The 25,722-nt window shown below is 72.6% G+C and carries 30 protein-coding genes and 3 pseudogenes; 18 read left to right on the top strand and 15 right to left on the bottom strand.

Features of this window, described 5'->3' with window-relative positions; genetic code table 11:
- The first annotated feature begins 153 nt into the window (after nucleotides 1-153).
- Entirely contained in the window at nucleotides 154-642 is a 489-nt protein-coding gene (locus OG444_RS01780) for an ATP-binding protein (RefSeq protein ID WP_442810445.1), read from the top strand.
- On the opposite strand, the gene OG444_RS01785 is transcribed toward OG444_RS01780, so the two are convergent.
- Nucleotides 637-984, bottom strand: a complete 348-nt coding sequence (locus tag OG444_RS01785; RefSeq protein ID WP_327260369.1) for an STAS domain-containing protein — start codon at nucleotides 982-984, stop codon at nucleotides 637-639. The two genes, OG444_RS01780 and OG444_RS01785, sit on opposite strands and share 6 nt — an antisense overlap.
- Before the next feature lie 223 nt (nucleotides 985-1,207).
- Here OG444_RS01785 and OG444_RS01790 point away from each other — a divergent pair, with 223 nt between their 5' ends.
- From OG444_RS01790 to OG444_RS01815, 6 genes are all read left to right on the top strand, one after another.
- A complete protein-coding gene (locus tag OG444_RS01790) occupies nucleotides 1,208-2,131 on the top strand; it encodes a SigB/SigF/SigG family RNA polymerase sigma factor (protein ID WP_327260370.1) in 924 nt (307 codons plus the stop codon).
- A gap of 9 nt (nucleotides 2,132-2,140) precedes the next feature.
- The gene (locus OG444_RS01795) at nucleotides 2,141-2,599 is read left to right on the top strand and encodes an STAS domain-containing protein (RefSeq protein ID WP_327260371.1); all 459 of its coding nucleotides are present in this window, start codon (nucleotides 2,141-2,143) and stop codon (nucleotides 2,597-2,599) included.
- Entirely contained in the window at nucleotides 2,596-3,546 is a 951-nt protein-coding gene (locus tag OG444_RS01800; RefSeq protein ID WP_327260372.1) for a sensor histidine kinase, read from the top strand. Before OG444_RS01795 ends, OG444_RS01800 begins: the two co-directional genes overlap by 4 nt.
- A 202-nt stretch (nucleotides 3,547-3,748) precedes the next feature.
- Nucleotides 3,749-4,126, top strand: a complete 378-nt coding sequence (locus tag OG444_RS01805; RefSeq protein WP_327260373.1) for an ATP-binding protein — start codon at nucleotides 3,749-3,751, stop codon at nucleotides 4,124-4,126.
- Between the two features lie 73 nt (nucleotides 4,127-4,199).
- Entirely contained in the window at nucleotides 4,200-4,322 is a 123-nt protein-coding gene (locus OG444_RS01810; protein WP_327260374.1) for a hypothetical protein, read from the top strand.
- Nucleotides 4,323-4,377: 55 nt separating this feature from the next.
- Nucleotides 4,378-5,040 carry a DUF4230 domain-containing protein gene (locus tag OG444_RS01815; protein WP_327260375.1) on the top strand — a complete coding sequence of 221 codons (663 nt, stop codon included), beginning with the start codon at nucleotides 4,378-4,380 and terminating at the stop codon, nucleotides 5,038-5,040.
- 225 nt (nucleotides 5,041-5,265) lie between these two features.
- Here OG444_RS01815 and OG444_RS01820 read toward each other — a convergent pair whose 3' ends face one another.
- The gene (locus OG444_RS01820) at nucleotides 5,266-5,757 is read right to left on the bottom strand and encodes a flavin reductase family protein (RefSeq protein WP_327260376.1); all 492 of its coding nucleotides are present in this window, start codon (nucleotides 5,755-5,757) and stop codon (nucleotides 5,266-5,268) included.
- Nucleotides 5,758-5,957: 200 nt separating this feature from the next.
- Here OG444_RS01820 and OG444_RS01825 point away from each other — a divergent pair, with 200 nt between their 5' ends.
- Together OG444_RS01825 and OG444_RS01830 are read left to right on the top strand one after the other, a co-directional pair.
- Nucleotides 5,958-6,407 carry an SRPBCC family protein gene (locus OG444_RS01825; RefSeq protein WP_327260377.1) on the top strand — a complete coding sequence of 150 codons (450 nt, stop codon included), beginning with the start codon at nucleotides 5,958-5,960 and terminating at the stop codon, nucleotides 6,405-6,407.
- 5 nt (nucleotides 6,408-6,412) lie between these two features.
- Complete coding sequence (locus tag OG444_RS01830) at nucleotides 6,413-7,237, top strand: DUF1206 domain-containing protein (RefSeq protein ID WP_327260378.1); 825 nt, start codon at nucleotides 6,413-6,415, stop codon at nucleotides 7,235-7,237.
- A gap of 37 nt (nucleotides 7,238-7,274) precedes the next feature.
- On the opposite strand, the gene OG444_RS01835 is transcribed toward OG444_RS01830, so the two are convergent.
- Nucleotides 7,275-7,826, bottom strand: a complete 552-nt coding sequence (locus tag OG444_RS01835) for a VanZ family protein (protein WP_327260379.1) — start codon at nucleotides 7,824-7,826, stop codon at nucleotides 7,275-7,277.
- Between the two features lie 146 nt (nucleotides 7,827-7,972).
- Between OG444_RS01835 and OG444_RS40715 the strand changes: the two genes are divergently transcribed.
- The gene (locus tag OG444_RS40715; protein WP_442810446.1) at nucleotides 7,973-9,025 is read left to right on the top strand and encodes a YihY/virulence factor BrkB family protein; all 1,053 of its coding nucleotides are present in this window, start codon (nucleotides 7,973-7,975) and stop codon (nucleotides 9,023-9,025) included.
- On the top strand, nucleotides 9,022-9,507 hold the full coding sequence (locus tag OG444_RS01850) for a DUF6328 family protein (RefSeq protein ID WP_327260380.1): 486 nt from the start codon (nucleotides 9,022-9,024) through the stop codon (nucleotides 9,505-9,507). The genes OG444_RS40715 and OG444_RS01850 overlap by 4 nt, the downstream gene beginning before the upstream one ends.
- Nucleotides 9,508-9,519: 12 nt before the next feature.
- Here the strand turns inward: OG444_RS01850 and OG444_RS01855 are convergent, their stop codons facing one another.
- From OG444_RS01855 to OG444_RS01880, 6 genes and pseudogenes are all read right to left on the bottom strand, one after another.
- Entirely contained in the window at nucleotides 9,520-10,644 is a 1,125-nt protein-coding gene (locus tag OG444_RS01855; RefSeq protein WP_327260381.1) for a glutamate--cysteine ligase, read from the bottom strand.
- Nucleotides 10,645-10,861: 217 nt separating this feature from the next.
- On the bottom strand, nucleotides 10,862-11,035 hold the full coding sequence (locus OG444_RS01860) for a CsbD family protein (protein ID WP_327260382.1): 174 nt from the start codon (nucleotides 11,033-11,035) through the stop codon (nucleotides 10,862-10,864).
- 73 nt (nucleotides 11,036-11,108) lie between these two features.
- Nucleotides 11,109-11,264 carry a DUF6131 family protein gene (locus tag OG444_RS01865; protein ID WP_229920453.1) on the bottom strand — a complete coding sequence of 52 codons (156 nt, stop codon included), beginning with the start codon at nucleotides 11,262-11,264 and terminating at the stop codon, nucleotides 11,109-11,111.
- Between the two features lie 170 nt (nucleotides 11,265-11,434).
- Nucleotides 11,435-11,818, bottom strand: a complete 384-nt coding sequence (locus OG444_RS01870; protein ID WP_327260383.1) for a PRC-barrel domain-containing protein — start codon at nucleotides 11,816-11,818, stop codon at nucleotides 11,435-11,437.
- Nucleotides 11,819-11,916: 98 nt separating this feature from the next.
- Nucleotides 11,917-12,128 (bottom strand): annotated as a pseudogene (locus OG444_RS01875) (iron-containing redox enzyme family protein); the annotation flags it as partial.
- A complete protein-coding gene (locus OG444_RS01880) occupies nucleotides 12,124-12,552 on the bottom strand; it encodes a hypothetical protein (RefSeq protein ID WP_327260384.1) in 429 nt (142 codons plus the stop codon). The gene OG444_RS01880 and the pseudogene OG444_RS01875, both read right to left, overlap by 5 nt.
- A gap of 186 nt (nucleotides 12,553-12,738) precedes the next feature.
- Between OG444_RS01880 and OG444_RS01885 the strand changes: the two genes are divergently transcribed.
- Nucleotides 12,739-13,557, top strand: a complete 819-nt coding sequence (locus OG444_RS01885) for a VOC family protein (protein ID WP_327260385.1) — start codon at nucleotides 12,739-12,741, stop codon at nucleotides 13,555-13,557.
- Nucleotides 13,558-13,896: 339 nt separating this feature from the next.
- Here the strand turns inward: OG444_RS01885 and OG444_RS01890 are convergent, their stop codons facing one another.
- On the bottom strand, nucleotides 13,897-14,478 hold the full coding sequence (locus tag OG444_RS01890) for a dihydrofolate reductase family protein (RefSeq protein WP_327260386.1): 582 nt from the start codon (nucleotides 14,476-14,478) through the stop codon (nucleotides 13,897-13,899).
- A gap of 789 nt (nucleotides 14,479-15,267) precedes the next feature.
- Between OG444_RS01890 and OG444_RS01895 the strand changes: the two genes are divergently transcribed.
- The 3 genes from OG444_RS01895 (at nucleotide 15,268) to OG444_RS01905 (ending at nucleotide 17,081) form a co-directional block, all read left to right on the top strand.
- Nucleotides 15,268-16,200: a ricin-type beta-trefoil lectin domain protein gene (locus OG444_RS01895; RefSeq protein ID WP_327260387.1), complete on the top strand. Its 933-nt coding sequence runs from the start codon at nucleotides 15,268-15,270 to the stop codon at nucleotides 16,198-16,200.
- Between the two features lie 149 nt (nucleotides 16,201-16,349).
- Entirely contained in the window at nucleotides 16,350-16,883 is a 534-nt protein-coding gene (locus tag OG444_RS01900; protein ID WP_327260388.1) for a hypothetical protein, read from the top strand.
- Nucleotides 16,884-16,907: 24 nt separating this feature from the next.
- Nucleotides 16,908-17,081 (top strand): DUF1905 domain-containing protein, encoded by a 174-nt coding sequence (locus OG444_RS01905; protein ID WP_327266631.1) that lies wholly within the window; start codon nucleotides 16,908-16,910, stop codon nucleotides 17,079-17,081.
- A 103-nt stretch (nucleotides 17,082-17,184) separates the two neighbouring features.
- Here OG444_RS01905 and OG444_RS01910 read toward each other — a convergent pair.
- A pseudogene (locus OG444_RS01910) lies at nucleotides 17,185-17,655 on the bottom strand (DoxX family protein); the annotation flags it as partial.
- A gap of 197 nt (nucleotides 17,656-17,852) precedes the next feature.
- Here OG444_RS01910 and OG444_RS01915 point away from each other — a divergent pair.
- Nucleotides 17,853-18,818 (top strand): DUF1648 domain-containing protein, encoded by a 966-nt coding sequence (locus OG444_RS01915; RefSeq protein ID WP_327260389.1) that lies wholly within the window; start codon nucleotides 17,853-17,855, stop codon nucleotides 18,816-18,818.
- Between the two features lie 185 nt (nucleotides 18,819-19,003).
- Here OG444_RS01915 and OG444_RS01920 read toward each other — a convergent pair whose 3' ends face one another.
- Together OG444_RS01920 and OG444_RS01925 are read right to left on the bottom strand one after the other, a co-directional pair.
- The gene (locus OG444_RS01920; RefSeq protein ID WP_327260390.1) at nucleotides 19,004-19,552 is read right to left on the bottom strand and encodes a hypothetical protein; all 549 of its coding nucleotides are present in this window, start codon (nucleotides 19,550-19,552) and stop codon (nucleotides 19,004-19,006) included.
- Nucleotides 19,553-19,981: 429 nt separating this feature from the next.
- Nucleotides 19,982-20,104 (bottom strand): annotated as a pseudogene (locus OG444_RS01925) (NADP-dependent oxidoreductase); the annotation flags it as partial.
- A 23-nt stretch (nucleotides 20,105-20,127) separates the two neighbouring features.
- On the opposite strand from OG444_RS01925, the gene OG444_RS01930 reads away from it, so the two are divergent.
- On the top strand, nucleotides 20,128-20,694 hold the full coding sequence (locus OG444_RS01930) for a zinc-binding dehydrogenase (RefSeq protein ID WP_327260391.1): 567 nt from the start codon (nucleotides 20,128-20,130) through the stop codon (nucleotides 20,692-20,694).
- Here OG444_RS01930 and OG444_RS01935 read toward each other — a convergent pair.
- The gene (locus tag OG444_RS01935) at nucleotides 20,682-22,772 is read right to left on the bottom strand and encodes a SpoIIE family protein phosphatase (RefSeq protein ID WP_327260392.1); all 2,091 of its coding nucleotides are present in this window, start codon (nucleotides 22,770-22,772) and stop codon (nucleotides 20,682-20,684) included. The genes OG444_RS01930 and OG444_RS01935 overlap by 13 nt on opposite strands.
- 333 nt (nucleotides 22,773-23,105) lie before the next feature.
- Complete coding sequence (locus OG444_RS01940) at nucleotides 23,106-23,507, bottom strand: MmcQ/YjbR family DNA-binding protein (protein WP_327260393.1); 402 nt, start codon at nucleotides 23,505-23,507, stop codon at nucleotides 23,106-23,108.
- 74 nt (nucleotides 23,508-23,581) lie between these two features.
- Here OG444_RS01940 and OG444_RS01945 point away from each other — a divergent pair, with 74 nt between their 5' ends.
- The gene (locus OG444_RS01945; RefSeq protein WP_327260394.1) at nucleotides 23,582-25,717 is read left to right on the top strand and encodes a DUF4139 domain-containing protein; all 2,136 of its coding nucleotides are present in this window, start codon (nucleotides 23,582-23,584) and stop codon (nucleotides 25,715-25,717) included.
- The last annotated feature ends 5 nt before the right edge of the window (nucleotides 25,718-25,722 follow it).

Below are 25,722 nucleotides of genomic sequence, written 5' to 3' on the forward strand. Positions count from 1 at the left end.
CTAGCGCCGACCCGGGGCACCTGATCACCCGTTCACCGGGCCGCCGCGAATCAGCTGCTCCCCGCAGGGCGGTGCGAGCCGTGGGTGCTCGCGCGATCGGGGGGTAGACGAACCGGTGACGAACGACACAATTGATGAAATGAGGTGAGGGCGTTGGCGGTCAAGGCCGTGGGCTGGGCACGCTCGTTCCCGGTGTCGAGGGGGGTGCGGGCGGCACGGCAGTGGACCGCCGCGCATCTGGACTCGTTGCCGTGGGAGGACGCATCGGCTGCGGACACGGCTCATTCCGTGCTCCTCAGCGTCTCCGAACTCGTCACGAACGCCCATCTGCACGCGGAGGGCACCGCCCACCTCGTGCTCTCCTGGGACGGTGTCTGCGTCCATGTGAGCGTCGCCGACGGCGATCCTCGCCTGCCCCGCCCGAAGGAGGCCGACGCCGACGGCGATGTCGGCGCCACGTCGGGCCGCGGGCTCGGGATCGTCACCGTCCTCGCCGACTCCTGGGACGTCCACGCGTGCCACGGCGGAAAGGCGATCACGGCCTGCTTCCGCCCCGTCGGCGCACCCGACCCGCATGCGCACCCGAACCCGGACCCGCACACCGGCCCGCCGGCCGGTCCGGGCGGGGCATGCCGTTCATGACCCCCCGGCGGCTTCCTCGACGCTCGGGTGCAGGGAGAGGACCGTGTCGGCGCCCGTCAGGGCGAACAGGCGGCGCAGTTGCTCGCCCGGGGCGGCGACGCGCAGCGTGGTCTGACGGTGCAGCCGCAGCAGCAGATTCAGGAACGACGAGTCGCCGAAGGTGATGGAGCCGGCGTCCAGTACGACCAGTCCGTGCCGGTCCGCGGCCGAGACGAGCGCCGTCTCCAGAGGGGCCAGGGTGTCCTGGTCGAGCTCCCCGTGCGCCGCCACCACCCACCCGGCCCCGGCGGGGTAACTGTCCCCGACGACGCCTTCGTGGTACGCGTCCGCTGCTCCGGTCATGTCCGCCTCCCCGGATCGTCACCTGTCTACGGCTTCGCAAGGGAGTATGCCTGCTCGTTGACGTGACGAGGACGCCAAGCCCCGCCGCACACACGCCCGGAGACCGGGCCCGCCTCCCCCTCCGGCGACCGGAGGAAAAGTTTTCCGCGCAGAGCGAATAGGACCCGGAAGTCGGGGCACAAGCGCCCGAGCAGCCGTCAGTCAATCGGGAGGGAACGGCCACATGACTCGCTCGGCCACCGCCGTAAGCCCCATTCGTGCAACAGACGTGCAGATCACGCCCGCTGCGCCCGCCGTCGTGGGAGCCCCCGGGCAGGACGTGGAACTGCCCGAGGTGAAGAACGCCCGGGAGATGCCGCCTGCCGACGCACGCGAGCTCTCGAAGCTCTTCTTCCTGAGCCTGCGCACGCTGGAAGAGGGCACGCACGAGTACCAGTACGCCCGGAACACGCTGATCGAGATGAACCTCTCCCTCGTGCAGTTCGCCGCGCGGCGCTTCCGCGCCCGCGTGCTGGGCGGGGGCCTGGACATGGACGACATCATCCAGGTGGGAACCATCGGTCTCATCAAGGCCATCGACCGCTACGATCCGGAGCGCGAGGTCGAGTTCTCGACCCTCGCCCTGCCGTACATCACCGGTGAGATCAAGCGGTACTTCCGTGACACCACCTGGGCCGTGCACGTGCCGCGCCGTCTGCAGGAACTGCGTACGGAGCTCGCCAAGGCCCAGGAGGCCCTGACCGACGTCCTGGGCCGGTCCCCGACGGTCAAGGAGGTCGCCCAGCACCTCGAACTGACCGAGGAACAGGTCATCGACGGGCTGGTCGCCGCGAACGGCTACACGAGCGGTTCCCTGGACACCGGCGCCGAGAGCGAGGAGCCGTCGGCCACGAGCCGCACGATGCGTCCGCTCGCGGACCGGCTCGGTGATGTCGACCCCGCCATGGAACTCTTCGAGGACTTCCACACCCTCGCACCCCTGCTGGAGCAACTGGACGAACGCGACCGGCTGATCCTGCAGCTGCGCTTCGGCCAGGAGAAGACCCAGGCCGAGATCGGTGCGGAACTGGGCATCTCGCAGATGCAGGTCTCGCGCCTGCTCTCCCGCACGCTGACCCGGCTGCGCGCCGGAATGCTCTCGGCGTAGGCCACGGTCATGCCCTCACCCCACCGGCACGACGGGTCCGTACCGCCCGTCGGCGCGCAGCCGCTCTACGACGACGTGATGTGGGCGGACGCCGTCGTGCGGTGCGCGCACACCGGTACGGGGACCAGTGCGGGCACCGGGGCCGGAACCGGGGCGGTGCCGACGCTGACCGCCCGGCCGTTGCGCGACCGTCCCGGCGCCCTGCTGAGCGGCAGCTGCGACCTCGACTCGCGGCCGATCCTGAGCGCGGCGCTGGGCGTCGTCATCCGGATCCCCGGAGCGGTCGTCCACCTCGACCTCTCCGCCGTGGCCTTCCTCGACGCGGCCGCCGTCGCCGCGCTGGTGCAGGCGAACGCCGCTGTTGCCGGTCAGGGGCGTCGCCTGCTGCTCCACCACCCGCCATACTCGCTCCGCAAGGTAGTGGAGATGTTCCCGGACGAATGTGCCGCGCTGGAGGTCGCAGCATGATCAACCTTCCTGCGTCGACCGATCCCGGGGCCTTCGTCCACCCCGCCCTCCTCTACCGGGGTCACGAGGAGTACCTGGCAGGCGTGGGAGGCTTCGTACGGGCCGCCCTCGCGGCCGACGAGCCGGTGATGGTGGCGGTGCCCGGCGGGCACCTGGACGCTCTGCGCGAGAGCATCGGCCCCACCTCGGCCGACGTCACGTGGGTGGACATGACACAACTGGGGCGCAACCCCGGCCGCATCCTGGCCTCCCTGCAGGATTTCGCCGACCGCCGTGCGGACCGGCCGGCCCGGATCGTGGGCGAGCCGATCTGGCCCGGCCGCTCGCAGGCCGAGGCGTTGGAGGCCACCCGGCACGAGGCGCTCATCAACACCGCCTTCGCGGGGCGGCGGGCCACCGTCCTGTGCCCGTACGACACCCTGGGCCTGCCGGCCTCCGTGGTGTCCGACGCCCGGCGGACGCATCCCGTGGTGATGGAGGAGGGCAAGGTCCTCCTCAGCCCGCACTACACCGACGCCGCCTCCGTCTGCGCCGGGTGCGACCACCCCCTGCCCGAGCCCGAGGGCGCCGCGCCCCGGCTCGCGTACACCCACGGGGAGCTGGGCGAGGTGCGGGCCCAGACCGAGGGCTGGGCCCGCGGCACGACGCTGAGCGCGGCCCGGCGGGGCGATCTCGTCCTCGCTGTCAGCGAGGCCGCCGCCAATTCCCTCGCCCACGGGGACGGGAAGGGCTCGCTCCGGCTGTGGAGCACCGCCGACGGCACGGTCGTGGCCGAGATCCGCGACGGCGGCCACCTCGCCGACCCGCTGGCGGGGCGCCGTCGCCCCGCACTGGCGTCGGCCAACGGCGGCCGCGGCCTGTGGATGATCCACCAGCTGTGCGACCTGGTCGAGATCCGCGCCCTCGACAGCGGCCTCACTCTGAGACTGCACATGACCACCTCCTGAGGGAACGGCTGTCCCCTAGAATGTCGCGGGCATGTTCAGGTGCCCGCGGGCCCGGGGGGACCGCTTCGTTCCCGCGAACAAGAACCAGCGTCAACGGTGGGGGTGAGAGAGCACAGTGGAAACCATCGGACCGGAAACCGGCGATCGACGGCCTGCCGGACCTTCCCTCGCGGGACAGCGCCGCCGGCTGGCCCTTTCGGGCGTGCGCGGCCATGTGGCCAAGGGCCGCGACTTCACGCGCCAGGCCCTGCTGGACTGGGGCTGGGACGGGACCGAGACCTCCGAGGACACCTTGCTCCTCGTGTCCGAGCTGCTCACCAACGCGTCGCTGCACGCGGGGGGGTGCGTCGAACTCGTCCTCTCGGCCGGTGAGGTCCTGCGGATCGAGGTCTTCGACGGCACGACGACGCTGCCCCGCCGCCACCCGTCCCCGCAGCGCGGACTGCCGGGCGGCCACGGCCTCTACATCGTGGAGCGTCTTTCCGATCGCTGGGGCACCCGCACCCACGAGAACGGCAAGGCCGTCTGGGCCGAGATCGAGGCGTCGCGGCTGACCTCCGGCAGGTCCACCGGCCGCTGACCCGGCCGACCCGTCCCGCGCCCGGGTTCCCGTACGGGAGCTTCAGCGCGGCCCTCGGGGGCAGGCGGGCGGTATGACATCGAACGCGCTCACCTCCCCGGCCCTGACCGCAGCGCCCGGTCCCGCCTGGGTCCATCTGATCGTCATCGCCTTCGCCCTTCTCGTCCTGGTCCACACGCTGGCCCGGCACCGGTAGGCCACCGTCCCGGTCCCCGCATGCTGGAACAGCGGGCAGGGGGTATCCGCGGGACATGGAAACCTCTTCGGATCGGCCGGGCGGCGCGCGTCGCCCGTGGTGGGGGCGCATCGCCGTCGGCCTGGCGGTGGTCGTCGTACTGCTCGTGCTCGTGGAGCGCTTCAGCCTGGTGCCGGGGTTCGGCGGACTGTTCGGTGCGCAGACCCGCGACCGCTCCGGCCCCGCGCTGCTCAAGTCACTGCAGGACATGCACCGTTACGAGGCCGCCGTCGGCAACTTCCAGGTGGTCGTGGACCTGGAGAAGGACGCGGCGTTCCTGCCGGATGCGATCCGGGGGACGCGCACCCTGTACGTCGGGGCCGGCACGGTCGGCGGTTACGTGGACATGGGCGGCCTCGGCGAGCAGAGCGTCACGGTGAACGGAGACCGGACCGAGGCCACCGTCCGGCTGCCGCGCCCGGTGCTCGGGACCGCCGCTCTGGATCCGGAACGCTCGTACGCGGTGTCCAAGCAGCGCGGCCTGCTGGACCGGATCGGCGATCTGTTCTCCGACAACCCGGCCGGTGAGCAGGCCGTGCAGAAGCTCGCCGCGCAGCACATCGGCGAGGCGGCCCGCGACAGCGGTCTCGCGGAGCGCGCCGAGAAGAACACGACGGCGATGCTGAAGGGGCTGCTGCACTCCCTCGGCTTCCGCACCGTGCACGTCACGTACCAGTAGGTACGAGGGTGCGGGGCGGCCCCGGCCGGCACGGCGTGGCCCACGTCACCGCGCTCTCTTCCAGTGCTGCTGTTTGAGCCCTCGATTCGCGGCCATACGCGTCAGTGTCGGTGGGTCGCCGTTTCGAGCGGGGCGGCGACCCACCGAGAACGGCGGCCGCGCCGGTGTCCCGTCCCCCCGGGCACCGCGTGCGGCCGCCGTCCGGCTTCCCGGGCACATGGCCGGTCAAGCCGGGTGCCCGGGGTCGATGTCCTTGACGTCGCCGTACCGCAACAGCACGGGGGCGGGCCGGACCGGTGGGCAGACCTCGGTGGGTGCCAGGAGGAAGCCGACGTGATCGCCCCCGTCGGTCCGTGCCTCGATCCGGCCGACGAACCAGGCGCGGGCTCCGCTCAGCACCGGGCTGCCGTCGGCGCTGGGCCGCCAGTCGACCCGCCCGAATTTGTCCACCTCGTCGCCCGTCTCCCCGCCGAACAGCTCGGCCAGCGGCTGCCCGCCGCGGTCCAGCACGTGCACCGCCAGGTGCGAGGCACCGCGCGCCACACGGTAGGTGTGGTTGCGCACGGAGAGCCACACCATGAAGCGCGGCGGCCGGATCGAGCACTGCGAGGCGAAGCCCACGAGGCAGCCCGACCGCTCGCCCCCGGCCGCCACGGTGACCACGTACACGGGGCCGCCCAGGACTTCGGCGAACGCGTCCAGGTCCGTCTCCGCCACGACCACTCCTTCCGCCCGGCTCTCGTCGCGCCCACCGGGCGCCTGTCACCGTGCTCGTCCCTGTGCTCGTCCCTGTCATCGGCATCGGAGCCCGGCGGCATGAAGCCGCATCGGCGCATGCGGGGCCCTGGGACGGGTAGCCGGGCCGTTGAAGGGTCCTCGCAGGACGCGGGGCCGCAGACGGCACGGAAGGGAGACGCATGTCGCACGTCGAGGAGTACGTCGAGGTCAACGTTCCCGTACGCACGGCCTACAACCAGTGGACGCAGTTCGAGGAGTTCCCGGCCTTCATGGAGGGGGTCGAGCGCATCGACCAGCGCACGGACACGCTCACCCACTGGGTGACGAACGTGAACGGCGTGCAGCGTGAGTTCGACGCGCAGATCACCGAGCAGCTGCCGGACCGCCGCGTCGCGTGGATGACGGTGGAAGGGGAGACGCGCCAGGCGGGGCTGGTGACCTTCCAGCCGATCGACGCGACCACCACCAAGGTCGTGCTGCACATGAACTGGGTGCCCGAGGGGCTGGCCGAGAGCGCCGCCGACAAGCTCGGCTTCGTCAAGCGCCAGGTCGCCGGCGATCTGCGGCGGTTCAAGCTGTTCATCGAGTCCCGTGGAGTCGCTACGGGCGCCTGGCGGGGCGAGGTCTGACCACCATGCGAAGCGCGCAGGCGGAAAAGGGCGTCCGGGCAGCGTCCCGCGGCGGCAGGGCGCGGGAGGTCACGGCGCGCTGCGGGCTGCTGGCACGCGGGGTGCTGTACGTACTGGTCGGGGTGCTGGCCCTGCGCGTCGCCCTCGGTGACTCCGGGGGCAAGGAGGCCGACCGGCAGGGCGCCCTGCAGGAGCTCGCCGGCAGGTCGTTCGGCAGCGTTCTCGTCTGGGCCGTGGCCATCGGGCTCGTGGGAATGATGCTGTGGCGGCTGTCGGAGGCCGTCTTCGGTGCGGCCGGGCCGGACGGGGACAAGGTGACGAAGCGGCTGGCCGCGGCGGGACGGACCGTCTTCTACGCCGTGGTCGCCTTCTCCGTCCTGTCCTTCGCGGCGGGCGGAAACGCTCGCTCCGGAGACCAGCAGTCACGCGATGTGACGGCGCAGGCGATGGACCTGCCCGCCGGGCGGTGGCTGGTGGGCGCGGCCGGCCTGGGCATCGCCGTGGCCGGCGTGGTCATCGCGGTGCAGGCGGCGCGGCGTACCTTCCGCAAGCATCTCGCCATGGGCGGGGTCTCGGAGCGGTGGCGCAAGGCGGTCGACTTCCTGGGGGTGGCCGGCGGCCTGGCCCGGGGCGCCCTCTTCGCGGCGGTCGGCGGCTTCGTCGTGTTCGCCGCGGTGCGCTACGACCCGGCGCAGGCCAAGGGCATCGACGACACCCTGAGGTCCTTCACCCAGACGCCGGCGGGGCCGTGGCTGCTGGTCGTGGTCGCCGTCGGGCTGATCCTCTTCGGGGCGTTCTCCTGGGCGATGGCCCGCTGGCGCGAGGTCTGATCCCGGGGCGGGTGGCGGGCGCACCACCCGCCCGGGTTCAGCGGTTCCACCAGTGCCTGCGGCGCGGGTGCACCGCCCGCCCCAGCCGCAGGCCGATCAGCAGGTAGCCGATGAGCGCCCCGGCCGTGTTGAGGATGACGTCGTCGATGTCGAAGACGCGCCCCGTGATGAGGGCGCCCTGGGTGAGCTCCACCAGGGTCATCAGGACGACCGTCACCGCCGCGACCCGCAGCAGCCCCCGGGCCGGGGGCAGCAGGACGGGCAGGAGCACCCCGAACGGCAGCCCCAGCAGCAGGTTCCCGCCCAGCTGGCGCAGTGCCTCGATCGTCGATGTCCCGTCCAGGTAGGCGCTGATCGAATGTCCGGGCCGGACATTGCTGTGCACGAGGTCCGCCGAGGCGGCGGACGGTTCCAGCGTCAGCCGGGCCAGCACCGCACTGAACAGGACGGTCCCGACGAAGGCCAGCAGCATGGCCAGCGCCCGGACGACCGGATGGGCCGGACGGCGTTGCCGCCCGGTGGCCGTCGTGGCCCGTTCCTCGGACTCCTCGGACTCCTCGACGCGCCGCCGCGCGTGGCTCCATGTCATGGGGGCGCGCTTACCCGGCCAACGGCCCGGTACGCGCCCACCGCTGACGGTCCGCCATGAATACTGCGACCGTGTCCGTCCGGCCGGCGGTGGTACTCGGCGACCCGAGGGCGCATGTCACGGGCCTGTCAGGGCACTCGCGCCGTGTGACCGACATTTTCCGCACCGCACCACGCCGAGCCGGTGCGCCCGCCGCCCCCGCGGCGCGCGTCCGCGCCGCGCTGCGGCGTACGGCCGTCCACGTGTGGACCGAGAACCTCACCGACCACGCCGCGGCCCTCACCTATTACGCCGTCCTCGCGCTCCTCCCCGCGCTCGTCATCGCGGTCTCCCTCGTGGGGCTGCTGGGCGAGGCGACACGGGACCGGCTGATCGCCGAGATCGCCTCGTACGCACCGCCCCAGTCGGCGCAGGTGCTCAGCGACGCACTCGGTGGCCTGTCGGCGGAGCGGACCTCGATGTGGGCCCTGCTGATCAGCGGTGTGCTCAGCGCCCTGTGGTCGGCGTGCAGCTATCTGGCCGTCTTCCGCCGGGCCCTGCACACGATGTACCGGGTGCCCGACACCCGGCCCCCGCTCCGTGCGGCCCACACCCTGCTGATGACCGCCCTGCTGCTGGTCCTGCTCTTCGTGGGCGCCGTGGGACTGCTCGTGTCGGGGCCGCTGGCCCACTGGGTCGTACGGGCGACGGGCGGGGGCGGCCCGGACGGCATCGTGCTGCTGCGCTGGCCCGTGCAGCTGGTGGTCGTCACCCTCCTGGTGCTGATCGTCTTCCGCACCGGCCCGGCCCGGATCAGGGGCACCCGGCGGGGTCCTGGCGGCCCTGCTCTGGCTGGCCGCCTCGGGGCTCTTCACGCTGTACACGGAGCTGGACACGTACGGCCGGCTCTACGGCTCGCTGGCCAGTGTGGTGGTCTTCCTCGTCTGGCTCTGGTTCGCCAACCTGGCCCTGCTCACCGGGGCCCAGTTCAACGCCGAGCGGGCGCGGGAGCCCGCCGCCCGGCCGGTGCCCGGCGCGAGGGCGACCCGGTGACGCGGGCGAATGGGCGTTTCACGGACGCCCCCGTCCGGGTACCCCCGGCCGGTGACCTCAAGGTCACCGGCTCGGAAGCGCTCCGCGCGTGCGCCGGCCGGTGCACAGTGACGGGACGTCCGGTGCGCACGCACGCACTCCACGTCGGACAGAGGGAGGCAGCATGACCGAGCATGCCCGGGACGGGCGCAGGGAGAGCGTGGAGGAGCGCGCCGACCGCCAGTGGCAGGAGCTCATCCAGGAGATCCGCGTCGCGCAGACGGGCGTACAGATCCTCTTCGGATTCCTGCTGACCGTCGCCTTCACCGCGCACTTCCAAGGACTGCCGCAGACCGACAAGGTGATCTACATCGTCACCGTGATGCTCGGCGCACTGGCGACGGGGGCCCTCATCGGTCCCGTCTCCTTCCACCGCATCGTCTCGGGCCGGCAGATCAAGCCCGAGGCGGTCGCATGGGCCTCGCGCCTGACCTTCATCGGGCTGATCCTGCTCCTGGCCACCTGCACCTCCGCCCTGCTGCTCGTGCTGAGGGTGGCCACCCACAACGCCGTCGTGCCGTGGCTGGTCGCGGGGGTCCTGGCCTGGTACCTGCTGTGCTGGTTCGTGCTCCCGCTCTGGGCGCGCGTGCGCTACACCGCGGCGGACTGAGCCGCTGCGGCCTCACGCGGCGGGCCTGGCCGTGGTGATATCCGCGCAGCCCAGGACGACGCCGGCGAGATCGCCCCGCTCGCTCAGCAGCGCGCGCTGCGTGCGGGCGCCGTTGCCGCGTTCCAGGAGCACGGCGATCTCCGCACACACCCGCTCCTGGTCACCGTGGTCGACGAGCGCCTCGCGGACGTGCTCGTGGAGGGCCCGTACGGCGTCGCCCGGCGCGATCTCCCCCATCGTCCGGGGGTCCAGCAGCGGTCCGTCCAGCCCCGACCGGCCGGCGCGCCAGCCCGCCAGCCGCAGCAGGTCCGTACCGACGCGGGCCGGCGGCTCTCCGGCGCGCCAGGACCGGGCGGCCGTTTCGACCAGCGCGCGGACGAGGGCGGCCAGGAGCACCGTGGTCCGCGCCTCCAGGCACACGTCGGCGACCCGGACCTCCACCGTGGGGTAGACGGCCGACAGGCGGGCGTCGAAGTAGATCATCCCTTCGTCGCGCAGCACACCGGTGCGCACCATTGCGCGGACCTGCTCGTGGTAGCGGTCGGCGGACCCGAAGACGTCCACCGGCCCGGCCGACGGCAACCGGTTCCACACCCGGCTCCGATAGCTTCCGTAGCCGCTGTCCGCGCCCTGCCAGAACGGGGAGTTCGCGCTCATCGCGATCAGGGTCGCGAGCCACGGGCGGATCCTGTCGAGGACGGCCACGCCCTCCTCGTCCGACTCGACCGAGACGTGGACGTGGCATCCGCAGGTCAGCTGCTCCTGAGCGGTGAGACCGAACTGCTCGGAGATCCACTTGTACCGCTTCCCGGCGCTCAGCGAGGGCCGTACGGGCAGGGGTGAGGTCCCGAGTGCCGCCACGAGGGCTCCGGCGGTCGCGGCATGCCGGGACGCCTCCGCGCGCCACCGGAGGATCTCCTCGTGGAGCTCCCCCATCTCGGTGACCGGCTTGGTGGCGAACTCCACCTGCTCCCTCTGGAGCTCCGGCTCGAAGACGTGCTCCTGCACTCCCCCGCTCCTGGAGCACTCCCCGGAGCAGCGGTGCGCGTCCTCCAGGACCGCGCCCGACACCGCCAGCGGCTCACCGGTGGTGGCGTCCACCAGCAGCAGCTCTTCCTCCACGCCCACGCTTCGCATTGCGCCGCCGCCCATCGCTCCCGGGTTCAGGTCGATACAGGTGGCCGCCTTCGAGGTGAGCGCCCCGATGCCACACGCACCCGCGGAAACCTTGCCGTCCCACGTTCACACGTATCGCGGCTCCGTGCATCCGTCGTCGCGGCCGACACCGCCGTGCACATGCCGAGGTCCCGCGCCCCTGGGGGGTGCGGGACCTCGGCGGAAACACTGGTGCGCGTCAGCGCTTGAAGACATCCTTGACCTTCTCCTTGGCCTGGCGGGCATCGCCCTTGGCCATTTCGGAGCGGCCCTCCGCGGTCATTCGTTCATTGCCCACCGCGCGGCCTGCCGTCTCCTTGAGCTTTCCCTTGGCCTGCTCGGCCTTGGCCCGGCTCTTCTCCTTACCCGACACAGCTGATCACTCCCCGGGGAATGTACTCGGAAATGGGAACCACGCACGCCTGTGGCGGCGCCGGGCCGACCGGCTACCAATAGTGGCGTCGGCCGCCGACCGCATGCCCGACGGAGCCGAGGATCCACAGCACCGCGCCCACCACGAGAAGGATTATCCCGATGGTCCACAGGATGGAGATCCCGGTCAGAAATCCGACGAGCAGAAGAATAAGACCGACAACAATCATGATGCCCTCGTTCCCACTTCGGAATTCGGCGGACCAGGTGGATCCGCCGTGGCGTCTCAGGTGGCGTGTACCCTCGAAATTCGCCTTAATCAGCGGCGCGCCCCATGATTTTCAACGGAATTCTCAACGGCGGGGCAGGCGTGGGCCGGGCAGCGGGGGATCCTGCGCCGTCACGCGCGATGGCTGCCGACCGGGCCTTCGCCGGGCAGCCCGCCGGTGCCGTAGTAGGTACCGAGCTCCTGCCGGTAGCCGGGGTCCTGCAGGTGCTTGTCCCGGTGGAACTCGGGGGCGTTCTTGATCTGGTCCTTCGTGGCGTTCACGTGGACCTTCTCCTCCTCCAGGTCGATCCGGGAGACGGTGCCCGCCGGGAGGAGGACCTCCTTGCCGAAGATCCACACACCGATGTCGACGACCAGGTAGGCGTCGCCCACGTCGTAGGAGTGCTTGTCGACCTTTCCGATGGTTCCGTCGGTGGCCTCGACCTTGTATCCGGTGAGGTCGGCCCAGGCCAGGTGACCCGATGCCGGCCGGTAGCTCCAGACATGCTCAGACACGCGAAACAGCTCCTCCGGTCGGGGTTGGTCCGCTTCCGTATGTGTTGACGCGGCTGCCCGGCCCCTCGCCGGCCAAACACGCGCCCGTGCGTCCGCTCTCAAGCCTGCGGCAGGGAGGTTCGCAACGCACTGCGCCCCTGCTCCCAGGCCTCGGGAGGTGCGCCGCGAGGCGGTCCTCCAGCAGGACGGTCGCGGCGCAGCCGAAGGCGACGTCCGCCTCGAGGCGCGGCTCGTCGGCGAGGAGGCCCGCGACGACTTCATGGCGCACGATCTGCTCGTGGACGGCGTCGGCCTCCACGTGTTCTTCAGAGTTCCGCGCGCGAGGCGGCCTGGGCTCCCCGTACGGCGACGTTGGCCGCGTCCTCCATCAGGGCCGCGTCTGCGCGGCCGCCGCCGCCCAGCGTCCACCCACACAGCGCCGACCAGGCCAGGGCGGCCGCGGCGGCCTTGGCGCGCTCGGTGCGGCGGGCCAGGAAGGTGCCGAAGAGCAGCGCGTCACCCGCGTCGACCGCGACCCGGCACAGAACGGCCGTATGCAGCGCAGCGCCCCCGGGGGCCGCCACCATCGCGGCGCCGATGACCGCGTCCCGTACGCCCAGGGCCCGGATCAGCAGGGCGGAGGAGCCGTGGTCCGGCAGGCCGCAGGGCCGTGCCAGCACACGGGGCCGGCAGGCGACCGCCACTCCGTAACCGAGCGTGGCCGCCCCCATGACCCGTGCTGCCGCCGTGCGCATGGCGATCACTCCCTTCTCCGGGCCGCGCCCCGCCGAACGGGGGACCGCGGATCCACGACGCGCCTACCCCCGCCGACGGGGCCGAATCCAGCCGGTCGCCGGGCACAGCCTCGCGGCCCGGCGCCGCCCCCAGGTCTACGGTGGAGGGGTCCGGTCCCCCCAGAACGGCAGATGAGGCTGACAGCTGTGTCGACTTCGAGCCACGAGATCTTCGGTGCCCCGTGCTGGGTGAGCCTGCTGGCCCGGAACCTCGAATCCACACGGCGGTTCTACGCCGGCGTACTCGGCTGGGACTTCCGCGCCACCCACCTCGAAGCCGGCCTCACGGTCGCGTTCCGCGACGGCGCCCCCGTGGCGGGCATCGGCTCACTCGGCGGGAGTCCCGGCGCGCCGGTGGTGTGGACGCCGTACTTCGCCGTCGAGGACGCCGACGTGACCGCCGCCCGGGTCGTCGAACGCGGCGCCACCATGGCGGTCGGTCCGCTGGCCTTCGGCACCGGCCGCATCGCCCTGGCGGCGGATCCCGCCGGGGCCGTCTTCGGGTTCTGGCAGGGGGAGGTCGTGCCCGACTGGTCGGTCGGCCGGGGCAGCGCGCCGGCGTGGCTGGAGCTGCGGACCCGGGACGCCTTCGCGGCGGCCATCTTCTACGGGGAGGTCCTCGAGTGGGCCGGATCGCGTCCCGGCTGCTGCGCGGTCTCCTACGAGCACGCCCACGTCGTCCTGCGTCACGGACACGACACCGTGGCCCGCATCAGCGGTGGCGCGCTCGAGGAGGCGCCGGATCCCGAGGTGCGCCCCCGGTGGCACGTCCACTTCCGCGTGCCGGACCTGGAGGCGGTGGCCGACGCCGCGACCCGGCTGGGCGGCAGGGTCGCCTCTCCCGTGCAGACGTCCCGGATGAACCGCTGGGTCGTCCTCGCCGATCCGGAGGGGGCGCTCTTCACCGTCGTGGCTCCGCAGGACGGGGTTCCGGTACGACTCGCGCAGCCAGGTACGCGCGGTTGACGGCTGACGGCGTCTTCGAGGCAGGCGTGGGTGGGCAGGGTGAAGCGGCGGGTACGGCCGAGCCGCCAAACGCCCGCCGCGGCGGTTGAGGGAGTGCGCGGGGCCGCTCGGTGCTGCCGCCCCACATCACCCTCGCACGATCAGGACCTCTGGTGGGAGGGCGGCCTCGGCGCGTTGACCGGACCCGAAGTCCCGGGGCACGCTCAGGCCAAGTCCGTTCGAGGGCTGCCGATATACGACGGCAACCGGCAACCAGTGAGGGCGCGGACCGGCGTCGGCCGCCCGACCGGGGACAGCGATGCGCTCACGCGGCCTTCGTCGCCTACCCGCTCATAGGGGTCAACGGCGCACCCGATAGCGCAGGTGAAGCACCCGGTCGCCCTGAATCACCACGTCAGGATCCTCCAACAGGTGCTGCGCGTGGACCGACCCGAAGTATCGCTTGCCCGACCCGAACACGACGGGTGCGACGTCCATGCGCACCTCGTCGATCAGGCCCGCGGCGAGCACCTGGCCACCGACGTCGCCGGCGGCGACCTCGACCAGGCGGTCACCCGCAAGCTCCTGGGCCTTGGCCACGGCTGCCTCGATGCCGTCGACGAAGTGAAACGGCGCCTCCGGATCCCAGCCCTCGGGCGCCGGCCGGTGCGTCACGACGACCACGTGGTCGATCCCGCCCGGAGGCTTCCCGTCCCATCCGTCCGTGATGTCGAAGACGTGGCGGCCGACGACTGTCGCCCCGATCCGATCCCAGTACGGCCGGGTGTAGTCGTAGGACGTCTGCGACACCTTCAGCACGCCGCTCTCGTCCAAGGGGACGTCACCGCTGGTCAACCAGTCGAACAGCGGTCCGGGCTGGTCATTCTCGTCCGCGACGAAGCCGTCCACCGACACCGTGCTGTACATGACCACCTGGCCCACGGGGCTCTCCTCTGCTTTGGGGTGCCCCCAAATTAGCGCGCCGTGAGCTGTCGCTCTTGTAAGGAATCACTCGGCCGGATGCGGCGAACTGTCCGGCACGTGGCCCGGATGTCCGCGCAGGAACCGCCGCCGTACTTCGACGTACGAGGTCGGCCGCAAGCCCGGTGAACGTCCGGAACCCGGGGCCGATGTGGGCCTGGTCGAAGCAGCCTGCGCCACCGGCGAGGTCGCCCCGGTCGACCGACCCTGCGGGGTTGATCGCGAACGCGGTGGCGGCGAAGCGGTAGATGCGGGCCAGCCGTTTCGGCCTGACGCCGACGCCGGATTGACCTGTCGCCGAGGGGCCAACTCGGTTGCACGCCTGCGCCTTTGACGCACCGCCCTATTATTCGTTCGATTCCCGCCCCCTGCCGTCGCAGGGCCGGCGGGAGGCGATTCTTGATGAGAGGGCAGCGAACACTTGCGATGGACAGGCAAGCACCGGAAGTCCATCGTTGCCGCGGCGGTCGCGGTGGCGATCGTGGGGGGTCTCCAGCTGACTTCGAACGCCTTCGGCACGGAGGACTCCGGGAGCACCGGGAACACCGGGAACACCGGGAACACCGGAAGCACCGCATCGGAGGAGGGCAGTTACGGACCGATCCCGTCGGAGCCGGCCGACGGGGCGCCCGACGTGCACGCGGAGGACTCCGCCACGTACAGCAGTGACGGGACCGTCTTCGAGAACTGCAGACCGGCTACACGATCAAGTTCTACGACCAGAAGTCCGCGGACTGGCTGGCCCCGTACGTGCAGGCCTCCGCCGCCGACCTGAGGCGCATCACCAACCTGCCGGTGACCGTCGATCCGAAGCCGGTCGGCTGGGACTACGTCAGACCCAAGGGCGAAGTGATCATCGGGGTCCTGCACCGCCCGTGCGTCCCGCCGGCCGAGGGCGGCAGCATGGGCAACTCGGGCTGGAAGGTGGTCCGCGACGGGTCGGGCAGCGCGAACCTCAGCTGCGGCTTCACCAGCTCCTCCGTACCCGCCACCGTGACCAGCGGAAACGCCTGCATGGACGACGAGTTCTTCACCTCGGCCGGCAAACCGACGGCCGCCACGGGCGAGACGCACATGCGCAACCACGTCAGCCACGAGCTCGGGCACACACTGGGCCTGACGCACGCCAACCGCAGCCTGGCCAAGAGCGACTGCGTCAAGGGGACGGACTCCGGCCAGTTCCCGGTCATGTGCTCGCCCACGCACGCCTACCAGGACAGGCGCGCGGGCACCTACGTCCAGCAGTTCGACGTCCAGGGGCTGCGCCGCCTCGCCGTCGGCGCCGGGGCAGCGCTCTCCCCGCAGGGCAGGGTGAGCGGCATCGGAGCCAAGTGCCTTGACGTGAAGGGCGGAAAGGCGGCCAACGGTACGCAGATCCAGCTCTACGCGTGCAACGGCTCCGCGGCCCAGTCGTGGATCCTCGGCAAGGACGGCACGTTCCGCGCACTCGGCAAGTGCCTGGACAACGCGCGCAATGCCGGCACCCACGGTAACCGGATCACCCTGTACGACTGCAACGGGTCCGCGGCCCGGCGTTGGTCCGTGAATGCCAAGGGGCAGATCGTGCACGTGACTTCGGGCAAGGTCCTTGACGTGACCGGCGGTGCGACCGCCAACGGCACGGCCGTGCAGCTCTACACGGCCAACACGAACAAGCGTCAGATCTGGCTCACACCCAAGTAACCGCAGCGCATGTCGCGTGCGCCGGGCCGTTCGGTACGACGCACGCGACCCGCGGCGCGTGGTGGACCGAGGGCCGCCCAACCGCTGTTAGGGTGTCATGAGCCCATCAAGTTGGGCTTCTCACATACTGACATTCCAACGGGGTTGACGTGAAGCTTCGCCATGTCCGCGCGGTCGCCGTCTTCGGTATCGCAATCTTCGCACTCACCGGAGCCCGTGGCTCCCACGGCGGCAGCTGCGGCGGCAGCAGTTCCGGCTCGGGCTCCAGCGGGTCCAGCAGTTCCAGCGGGAGCACCACCGGTGGCAGCAACCACGACAGTGACAGCACCAGCGGCAGCACCAGCACTTCGGGCGGAACGTCCGTCACCGGCGGGTCCAGCAACAACAAGGCCGAGCGCGACATCAAGATCGACGCCTGCAAGATGGACCCCTCGGGCAAGAACCTCGTGGCCAAGATCACCGTCACCAACACCGGCTCCGTGGACTACACCTACAACATCACCATGAAGTTCCGCGGGGACGCCGCCTCGGCCGCGAGCTCCGCCCAAGCCAAGGTCACCGGCCTCACCGTCAAGGCGGGTGCGTCGCAGCAGGCCGAGGCCACCACGCCGTACACGGGCAAGGGCAACGGCAGCGAGTACAAGGAATGCGTCGTCGTCAGCGCGTCGAAGAGCGCTCTCTGAGCCGTTCGCCGATCCCGTTCGCCGATACCCAGGCGCCCCCTCTCCGGTCAGACCGGGGCGGGGGCGCCGTCGTGCGTCCTCGTGGCGCTGGGCGACGGCCGCCACGAGCTCCCGGTGGATGCGGAGATCCGCAGGGCCGTCGGCAAGGAGGAGGGCGTCGCGGTGACGGTCCGCCCGCTGGAGCGGGTCACGGACTGACGCGGGCCCGGGCCCGGGCCCGGGGCCGGCCCCGTCGGCCGCCCTCGGGGGAAGCGACGGGGGTCAGACGCGGACCGGTATCGGTGCGCACCGGCGCAGTGGCGCGGCGCCGCCGGTGGAGCAGCGCGTCGAGGGACAGCGCGGGCGCGCCGGCGAGGAGCAGCGGGGTCCAGGCCAGCAGGTAGATCAGGTCCGCGCCGAAGTAGTACGGGGTGGTGGACCAGCTCATCGTCAGCCACAGGCTGAGCGAGATCAGTGCGCCGCCGAGGGCCGCGGTGCGGGTCAGCAGACCGACCAGGGCGCCCAGCCCGACGGCCAGTTCCCCGGCGGCGATCGCCATGGCGAAGCCGACCGGGCGGGTCAGCGCGAAGTCGATCATCCCGGGAACGGCAGCTGCGTCCCGCACCGCCTCCATCTGCTGCCCGATGGAGCCGTCTCCTGTGGCGGACAGGAACGCCGGATCGGTCAGTTTGTCCAGACCCGCGTAGACGAACGTGACGCCGAGGAAGAGGCGCAGCGGCAGGAGTGCGTGCTCGGAGGCTCTCGCGCGGAGGCCTGTGGAAGGCGTGTTCATGCCCCTCACACGAGGGACCTTGCGATCCGGTTCGACCGTGGGAGCCGTTTTTCACGGCCGGTTCGGAAGCGAGCCGAATGAAGCGGATGCTGCTGGCGTATTGACATCGTGTGGGCGTGGCCGCGGGGCACCGTGGCCGACGGGGCACGCCTGGGGTACGGCAGGGCCGCTCTCTTGGGAATGATCGAGGAGGCGCAATGAAGGACCGCGCAGGCTTAACCGGCTCGAAGCGCGGGGCCGCGTGGGGGATGGCCGCCTGGGCCGCCGGGATCCTGGCGCTGCTCGTGGCCATGCCTCTGGCGATGCGCAGGGGGTTCGGGGACCTGCTGGCGACGCACTGGAATGCCTCCGGGGACCCCGACGGCTCCCTTCCGCTCCGGGCCGTCGTGCTGCTGCCGGTCTCGGCCTGGACCGCGCTCGTCGTCGGCGCCGTGTTCCGGCGGGCGGCGCGCCGGTGGCGCGCAGCGGTGCTGCTCTCGTGCGGGGTGCTGCTCGCCGGGGAGCAGGCCACGATCGTGCGGGCGAACCTCTCCCACGCCGACTGGCGGGACGCGGACTCCGTCACCGTCGGCGCCGTGGTGACGGTCGTGGCGGCGTTCGCGGCCGGGCCGACGGGGATGCTGATGCACGGCCAGCCGGCCTTCCCCGCCGCGCACGGGCAGGACCCGCGGATGGACATACCTGCCGACGAGCGGCGCATGTGGCTCGCATACACCGAGAACCGGTGGCTGTTCCTGCTCTCGGCCGTCGCCGGGGTGGTCGCGCTGGCTGCCCTGCTCGTCGGGCTCGGCGGCCTGACGGAGCCGATGTGGCTGCTGATCCTGCCGTTCGCGTTCGTCTCGTTGACGGTGCTGGCCTGCTCCTCCGTACGCGTACGGGTCGCCGAGCACGGTCTGGACGTGGCGTTCGGGCCCCTCGGGTGGCCGGTGCGGCGCTGGGACGCGGCGGACATCGAGTGGGCCCGGGCCGAGATCCGGACACCGGCGCAGGTCGGGAGTTGGGGCTACCGGCTGAGCAGGCTCGGCACGACCTTGATGCTGCGGAGCGGCGAATGCCTGGTCGTCCGGGCCGGGGGCAAGGACTTCGCGGTAAGTGTGGACGGCGCCGAACGGGCTGCCGCCCTGCTCAACTCCCTGGCCGGAGCACGCACCGAGCCGATCTGAACCGCTCTCGGCCCCACCGGACGGCCGGGGTTCACAGACCGAGGAGGGCACGGGGGCACGGGGGTACGGGTGCGCCTCGCGGGAAGGGCGGTGCGTCCGGCGACCGGAGCCGTCCGCACCGCCCGCCTGAGCGCGACGGCCGCCTCATGGGTGGGGACCGGCCCCCTCCGGAGCCGGTCTCCGGATCAGTGGAACAGCATGGACGCGTCCCCGGCCGGGGTGGTGACCGATCCCGGACACAGGAAGCTGCCCGAGGCCTTGGCGGCCGTGAAGGCCCGGTTGACGTACTTCAGGCTCGTCGCGTCGCGGTCCCACACGATGCCCGTCGCCTTGTACCGGCAGGAGATGAAGCTCTGCCGGCCGGTGATGTCGATCAGATCGGTCCGCGCCGTGCCCGCGGCGTCGTCGAACGTGAAGGCGGGGTTGTTGTTGAGGGAGGCGCTGATGCCGCCGCCGCAGGCCAGATTGCCACCCGGGGCGTTGATCGTGGTGCGGTCGACCGTGAGAGCGTTCGGGGGAAGGGCGCTGGTGCTCGCATTGGTCCAGCTGCAGCTGTTGCCGGCGACCACCATCACGCCGTCGACCTTCTGGTCGGCGGCCGAGGCACCGGATCCCTGCGCGAGGGCAGTGCCGGTACCGGTGAAGGCCGCCGCGACGACGAGCGTCGCGATGCCGGCGAGGCGTGAGATACGGGTGGTGCGGGCGCTGCGGATGTGGGGCGTGACGTGCTTCATGGTTCGCTCCTCCATGCCACGTACTGGTGGGGGTGGGCGAGGCGCTGGGCCTCACAGAGTGTGCGGAGTGCGTGCCGGGAGAGTCCCACAGGCGTCATGAAGTGTCAGGAGCCTGTCAGGGCCATGCCAAGATTTGGCCGGAAATACCACCCGGGTCCCGACCCGGGTGGCCGCCCGGCTCCGACCCGGCTCTGCCCCGGCTCCGACCCGGTTCCGACGTGGGAGCTCCACGGCCGGCCCCGTCCGGCCCCGCGCCTACGGTGACCGCCGCGGCGCAGCGGCGCAGCGGCCGGGTCCGTGGGGCCGGTGGCGCTGGCGGGCCCGGCGCGTTCGATCAGGGCGACCTGGGCTTGTGGTGGCAGGGCGCGGCCGTGGGCGAAGGCGGCCGCGAAGGCCTCCTCCCCCAGCGCCTCGCGGAGGCGGGCCTCCGCCGCCCACCGCCCCGGCCGCGGCGGAGACGAAGACGACGTCGCCCTCCCTGACCGGCGCGGTACGGGTGAGCGCTGCGTACGCGGTCAGGACCGTGGTGCCCAGCATGCCGAGGCAGTCGGACGGCGAGGCGCATCGCCGGTCGGTTGGCACGGCAGTTGGGCGCGTCGCGGGTCGTCGGCTCGGCCGGCGGCTCCCACAAGACGAAGAAGCTGCTGGACGTGTTCGGCTACGACGCGGCCGTCGACCACCGCCTGGGCGATCTGCCGGGTCAGCTCGCCCAGGCCGCCCCCGAGGGCATCGACGTCTACCTCGACGCCGTCGGCGGCGACCACCGGGCCGCCATCGGAGCGATCCGCCCCGGCGGGCGGATCGCGATGGTCGGTGCGATCAGCGGCTACAACGCCACGCGGCCCGCCCCGGGGCCCGACAACCTCTTCCGGGCCGCGGCCCGCGAGGTGACCCTGCGCGGCATGCTGGTCTCCAGCCACTTCGACCTGTTCCCGGAGTGGATCGGCACGGCGGCCGCCCGGCTCGCCGACGGCACCCTTCGTACGGAGGAGACCGTCACCGACGGGATCGAGCGCGCGGCCGAGGCCCTCCTCGGGGTGCTCAGCGGCGCCGACACCGGCAAGATGCTGGTCCGTCCGGGCGCGGAACACGGAGCGCCGAAGGCAGCGCGGACGGGACCCGAAGCGGGTCAGCGAGCGTGAGGACCCGGCGGATCCGAGGCGGCGTCGGGCCCGTCGGTGCGCAGCAGCAGGAGGGCGATGTCATCGGTGCGGGGAGCGTCGCGGTGGGCGTGCTCGATGAGTTCGTCCGCCAGCTCGGCGAGCGGGCGGCTCCCGGGGGCGTCGGTGACGAGGGCCGCGACCGCCCCGATGGCCTCCTCGATGTCCCGGCCCGGAGCTTCGACGAGCCCGTCGGTGTAGAGGGCGAGGAGGTCGCCGGGGCCGAAGGGGATCTCGACGGCGGTGTACGAGGCCTCGGGGTCGATGCCGAGGAGCAGGCCGGCGGGCAGGTCCAGCATTCCGGCCGTCCCGCCGGGGTGGCGCAGCAGGGGCGGCGGGTGGCCGGCGGAGGCCAGGCGGGCGGTGCGGCCGGCGAGGTCGATGTGGATGTACAGGCAGCTGGTGAACAGTCCCTGTTCCAGGTCGGTCACGAGCCGGTTGGTACGCGAGAGGACCTGTTCCGGGGGTGCGCCGGCACCGGCGTGGACGGCGGTGCGGACCTGGCCCATGAGAGCGGCGGCGTTCACGTTGTGGCCCTGTACGTCGCCGATGGCCGCCGCGACGGTGGTGTCGTCGATGCGGATGAGGTCGTAGAAGTCGCCGCCGATGTCGAGGCCGTACGCGGCCGGCAGGTAGCGGGCGGCCACTTCGAGGCGGGGGACGCGGGGCAGGGTGTGGGGCAGGAGGCCGGTCTGCAGACTGCGGGCGAGCTGGTGGGTGGCGTCGTAGAGGCGGGCCCGGTCCAGCGCCTGCGCGATGAGACCGGCGATCGAGGTCAGGACGGCGCGCTCACCGGGGGCGAAGGTGCGGGGGTGGCCGTAGGCGAGGACGAGGGAGCCGATGGGCCGCTTGGACGCGATCAGGGGCAGGAAGGCCCAGGCCGCCATGCCCTCCTCGATGGCCGCGTCCGGGTGGGCGGCCAGGAGCTCGCTCACCTCGCCGAAGAACAGGGGGGTGGCGGTGCGCAGGATCTTGGTGATGGCGGTGTCGGCCGAGACGGGGGTTCCGTCCAGGGCCGCCAGGTGTGCGGCGGAGTACCCGCGGTGTCCGACGATCCGCACCCGCCCGTCCTGCTCGGCCAGGAGGGCCAGGGCGTGCGCTCCCAGCGACGGCACGATCTGGTCCGCGGCCTTCTCCACGACGTCCTGCGCGTGGGCGGCCTCGGTGAGGGTGGCGGCCAGCAGCATGAGCGGGTAGAGCGCGGTGGCCCGGCTGGGCGCGGTGTCCTCGGGAGCCGCATCGGGGAAGAACTCCGGCGGGCCGGCCCGGTCACTCCCCGTGGTGATGCGGACACTGATTCCCGTGTTGTCCGGGTAGAGGTCGAAGCACAGCTGCTGCCCGGTGGGGCGTCCTGCGGTGAAACTCCGCGGCAGCCGGCTCATCGCCGCGGCCCGGTAGTGGTTCTCGATGGTGGGGGTGTCCATCCAGGGAAGGGCCTCCCACGGCAGGGCTCCGAGCAGGCTGGATACGGGCGCACCGAGCAGGTCGGCCGCCTCGGGGGTGATGAAGGTGATGGTGCCGTTCAGGTCGAGTGCGCAGTTGCCGCCGGGGAGGCGCCGGACGAAGGCCTTGGTGGCCGCGGCCTCGGCCGGGCCGGGTGTGGGGGGCGGGAGCGGTCGCAGGACGACCGGATGCGGCGCCGGCCGCAGCGGCAGGCCTTCGCCGGCGGCCCGGAGCAGGATGCGCGTGAGCTGGCTGCGGGCCGATTCCAGGGCCCGGCGCTCCCGGTGGTCGAGGTCGGGTCCGTGCGAGCCCGGCCACAGGAACACCAGCCCGGCCCCCGTCGGCTCCGGGGCCCTGTCGCCGGAATCCGCGCTCAGCGGTACCGCGGCGAGCGCGAAGTCGTACGGGAGGACGAGGCCCAGGCGCGGGTAGTGGCGGGCCGTGTCCTCCTGGCCACCGAGCCAGACCAGCCGGCCGTCGCGGACGGCGTCTGCCACCGGGATGGGGTCGTCCAGGCCGACACGGGACCAGGGCGCGGCGAACTCGCGGGAGAGTCCTGAGGTCAGGGCCAGGTGCAGCACGCGGCGGACGGGGTCGGGGTCCGGCAGGTAGAGCATGCCGATGGACGCTCCCGCGTCTGCGCAGCCCCCGACCAGTGTCTCTCTCAGCGCTCGCCGGTCGGCCTTCTGATCGCGCCGCGGAACCTTTCGCACGTCACCATCGTCCCCCCATACCCTCCCCCGCGTCGGTTCCCGCCCGTCCCGGCGAGCCCACGGCATCCGCTGGGAGCCGACGGACGCCGGTGGGGCCCACGGGGAGCCGACGGACGCCGGTGGGGCCCACGGGGAGCCGACGGAGCGTCTTGTGTCGTCGCGAGCCGCGAGAGCCCTCGAGAGCCGCCAGAGGCCGACGCAAGGCCGCAGGAGGCCGACGCGAGGCCGGCCGCGGCGTCACCCCGGGCCCGCGGGCAGGTCCGGCGACGCGAGCTCGGGGTGGACCTGGAGCAGCCGGGGCGGAGCGGCCTGGCGCCAGGAGTCGACGACGATCGCACGGAGCTCGTCGATGTCGTCGAGCGCCGCCAGGCGCGCCCGCACCCAGGCGAACGACGCCTCGTGGTCCGCGACCCAGAACTTCCCGGGCTCGGCCCGGACCAGCTCGTCGCGCTCCTCCTTCGGGCAGCGGACGGCCAACGAGGTCTCGTCGTCGGGCAGGGTCAGGAACATCTTCCCGGCGACCCGGAAGGTGGGCATGGCCCAGGCTTCCTTCTCGGTCGTCTCCGGGAGGGCGAGGGCGATTTCACGGGCTTCGTCGGACGTGCTCACGCCCCTGACCGTACGACAGGCCACTGACATCCGGCCTCGACACCTCGCGCACGCCGCTCGGGCGTAGGCTTCGACCGGAACGAACTCAGCAGGGGGCGGAGTACATGACGGTGGATCCGGCACAGAGGTGGAACTCGACCCTCGATTCGGTCGTGGTGTACGCGCAGGGCGCCCTCTGCCGCCGTCTGGTCAGGGGCATTGTGCCGCCGGACGGGCGGGTGCGCGTCACGGGCCTGCCCCGCTCGCTGGACCCGGGCTCGCTGCGGGCCGCCGTGCTCGGCGCCTCCGGGGTACGCGTCACCGAGGCACGGGTGGAGGTCGAGGCCGGGACGCCCGGCACCGGCTCGCCCGACGCACTGCGACGTGAGGCCCTGCGCCTGCGGGACGCGCACGCGGCGGCGCAGGGCCGCCGGGACCGGCAGCTGGGCCTGATCGAGGAGGTCAGGGCCCTGCACCCGGTGCCGCCGGTCCGCAACCCAGAGGACCCGCACCGCCGCACCGCGGTCGATGCCTGGCTGGAGCTCGCCGACTTCGTCGACGGCCGGCTGGCGGCACTGCACGCCCGCCTCGTCGAGCTGGAGGAGGCGCTGCGCGACGCCGAGCACGAACTGGGCATCGCCGTCGACCGGCTCGCCCGCGCCTCCACCGACGCGCCGTCGGCGCACGTGGAGACCACGGTCTCCGCCCTCCTGACGCTGGACGGCGCCGGTGCCGCGGAGGGTGACGGGGAAGTCGAACTGGAGCTGGAGTACGGGGTTCCGGGCGCCGTCTGGGTGCCGGCCTACCGGCTCACGCACCGTCAGGGGGACGGCGACGGCCGCCTGGTGCTGCGTGCCTCGGTCGCCCAGCGCACCGGTGAGGACTGGACCGGCGTGCGGATCGCCCTGGCCACCGCCGACCTGCGGCGCCGCACCGACCTGCCGAAGCTGCGCTCGGTGCGCGTCGGACGCCGTCAGCCCGCCCCCGCGCCGTCCGGCTGGCGCGAGCCACCGGCGGGTCTGGGCGACCTGTTCACCGGGTACGAGGCGGCCGGCCGCCGCCGCCAGGTCCCGACTGCCGTGCCCGCGGGGCTCAGGGTCGGCTCGGCAGCCGGTCCCGTACCGCCACCGCCGCCGCCCGCTCCTGCGCCCGCCCTCGCACCTCCGTCGATGCCCTCCGCGGCTCCGGCACCGCAGGCCTACGGCGCCCTGCCGGTGCCCGGCGGCGCGTACGGCGCGCCCCCGCAGGGGTTCGGCGGCGCGCTGCCCGACTTCCCTCAGCCGGCACCCGCGCCGCCCGCGCCCCCACGGTCCGCCGCCCGGCAGCGGGGCGGCCCGGGGGCCCCCGCGGGGCCCCCGGCCCCCAAGGCGCCCGCCGCCCCCGGCCGGGCCGCGCCGCCTGCGGTACCGGAACCGGCCGCCGGACCGCCGCAGCCGAGCGGCGCCGAGCTCGACTACGCCGGCCTCGTCCTGTCCGGGCCCGAGGAGCCGGGCGGTCGCAGGGGCCGCCTGTTCCCCGGCTCCCCCGTGGACCCGGCGGCGGCCGAACACCGCCGCCGCGCCGAGGCCGTGGGCTCACTGCCCCTGCCCGGGCACGCCGTGCGCCCCCGAGAGTCGGCGGGCTCCTTCGACCACCGTTTCGATGCGGCCGCCCGCGCCGACATTCCGTCGGACGGCACCTGGCACACCGTCACCGTCGGCGAGATCCCGGTCGGTCTGCGCACCGAGTACGTCTGTGTGCCGTCCGTGGAACAGACCGTGTACGCGACGCTGGTGCTCTCGAACGCCACCGGTCAGGCACTGCTGGCCGGCCCGGTGGAGGTCACCGTCGACGACGACTTCCTGCTGACGGCCGCCCTGCCCACGCTCGCACCCGGCGGGGTCCGCCGGGTGGGCCTCGGGCCCGCCGAGGGCATCCGGGTCACCCGTCGTACGAACCTGCGCGAGTCGACCTCGGGCCTGCGCAACAACACCACCGTGCTCGACCACCACGTCCACGTGGAGCTGGCCAACCGGCTCGCGGCGCCCGTCACCGTGGAGGTCCACGAGCGCGTGCCCGTCACCTCCGATCCGGACGTCCGGATCGAGGAACGCGCAGCCTGGACGGCCCCCGAGGTGGGCGAGGGGCCGGAACACCATGTCTCCGGCACCCGCATCTGGCGGGTGGACCTGCCCGCCGGCGCCACCACCGCCCTCGACGGCGGCTACGAGATCCGCATCCCGGCCGGCAAGGCCCTGGTCGGCGGCAACCGCAGGAGCTGACACCA

Origin of the sequence: Streptomyces sp. NBC_01232, assembly GCF_035989885.1 — a bacterium.
Classification (GTDB): domain Bacteria; phylum Actinomycetota; class Actinomycetes; order Streptomycetales; family Streptomycetaceae; genus Streptomyces.

Coding starts and splice junctions, on each gene's coding strand:
- OG444_RS01785 (WP_327260369.1), bottom strand. CDS start 984: ATGACCGGAGCAGCGGACGCGTACCACGAAGGCGTCGTCGGGGACAGT.
- OG444_RS01790 (WP_327260370.1), top strand. CDS start 1,208: ATGACTCGCTCGGCCACCGCCGTAAGCCCCATTCGTGCAACAGACGTG.
- OG444_RS01795 (WP_327260371.1), top strand. CDS start 2,141: ATGCCCTCACCCCACCGGCACGACGGGTCCGTACCGCCCGTCGGCGCG.
- OG444_RS01800 (WP_327260372.1), top strand. CDS start 2,596: ATGATCAACCTTCCTGCGTCGACCGATCCCGGGGCCTTCGTCCACCCC.
- OG444_RS01810 (WP_327260374.1), top strand. CDS start 4,200: ATGACATCGAACGCGCTCACCTCCCCGGCCCTGACCGCAGCGCCCGGT.
- OG444_RS01815 (WP_327260375.1), top strand. CDS start 4,378: ATGGAAACCTCTTCGGATCGGCCGGGCGGCGCGCGTCGCCCGTGGTGG.
- OG444_RS01825 (WP_327260377.1), top strand. CDS start 5,958: ATGTCGCACGTCGAGGAGTACGTCGAGGTCAACGTTCCCGTACGCACG.
- OG444_RS01830 (WP_327260378.1), top strand. CDS start 6,413: ATGCGAAGCGCGCAGGCGGAAAAGGGCGTCCGGGCAGCGTCCCGCGGC.
- OG444_RS01835 (WP_327260379.1), bottom strand. CDS start 7,826: ATGACATGGAGCCACGCGCGGCGGCGCGTCGAGGAGTCCGAGGAGTCC.
- OG444_RS01850 (WP_327260380.1), top strand. CDS start 9,022: ATGACCGAGCATGCCCGGGACGGGCGCAGGGAGAGCGTGGAGGAGCGC.
- OG444_RS01855 (WP_327260381.1), bottom strand. CDS start 10,644: ATGCGAAGCGTGGGCGTGGAGGAAGAGCTGCTGCTGGTGGACGCCACC.
- OG444_RS01865 (WP_229920453.1), bottom strand. CDS start 11,264: ATGATTGTTGTCGGTCTTATTCTTCTGCTCGTCGGATTTCTGACCGGG.
- OG444_RS01880 (WP_327260384.1), bottom strand. CDS start 12,552: ATGCGCACGGCGGCAGCACGGGTCATGGGGGCGGCCACGCTCGGTTAC.
- OG444_RS01915 (WP_327260389.1), top strand. CDS start 17,853: ATGAAGGACCGCGCAGGCTTAACCGGCTCGAAGCGCGGGGCCGCGTGG.
- OG444_RS01920 (WP_327260390.1), bottom strand. CDS start 19,552: ATGAAGCACGTCACGCCCCACATCCGCAGCGCCCGCACCACCCGTATC.
- OG444_RS01935 (WP_327260392.1), bottom strand. CDS start 22,772: ATGCTCTACCTGCCGGACCCCGACCCCGTCCGCCGCGTGCTGCACCTG.
- OG444_RS01940 (WP_327260393.1), bottom strand. CDS start 23,507: ATGTCAGTGGCCTGTCGTACGGTCAGGGGCGTGAGCACGTCCGACGAA.
- OG444_RS01945 (WP_327260394.1), top strand. CDS start 23,582: ATGACGGTGGATCCGGCACAGAGGTGGAACTCGACCCTCGATTCGGTC.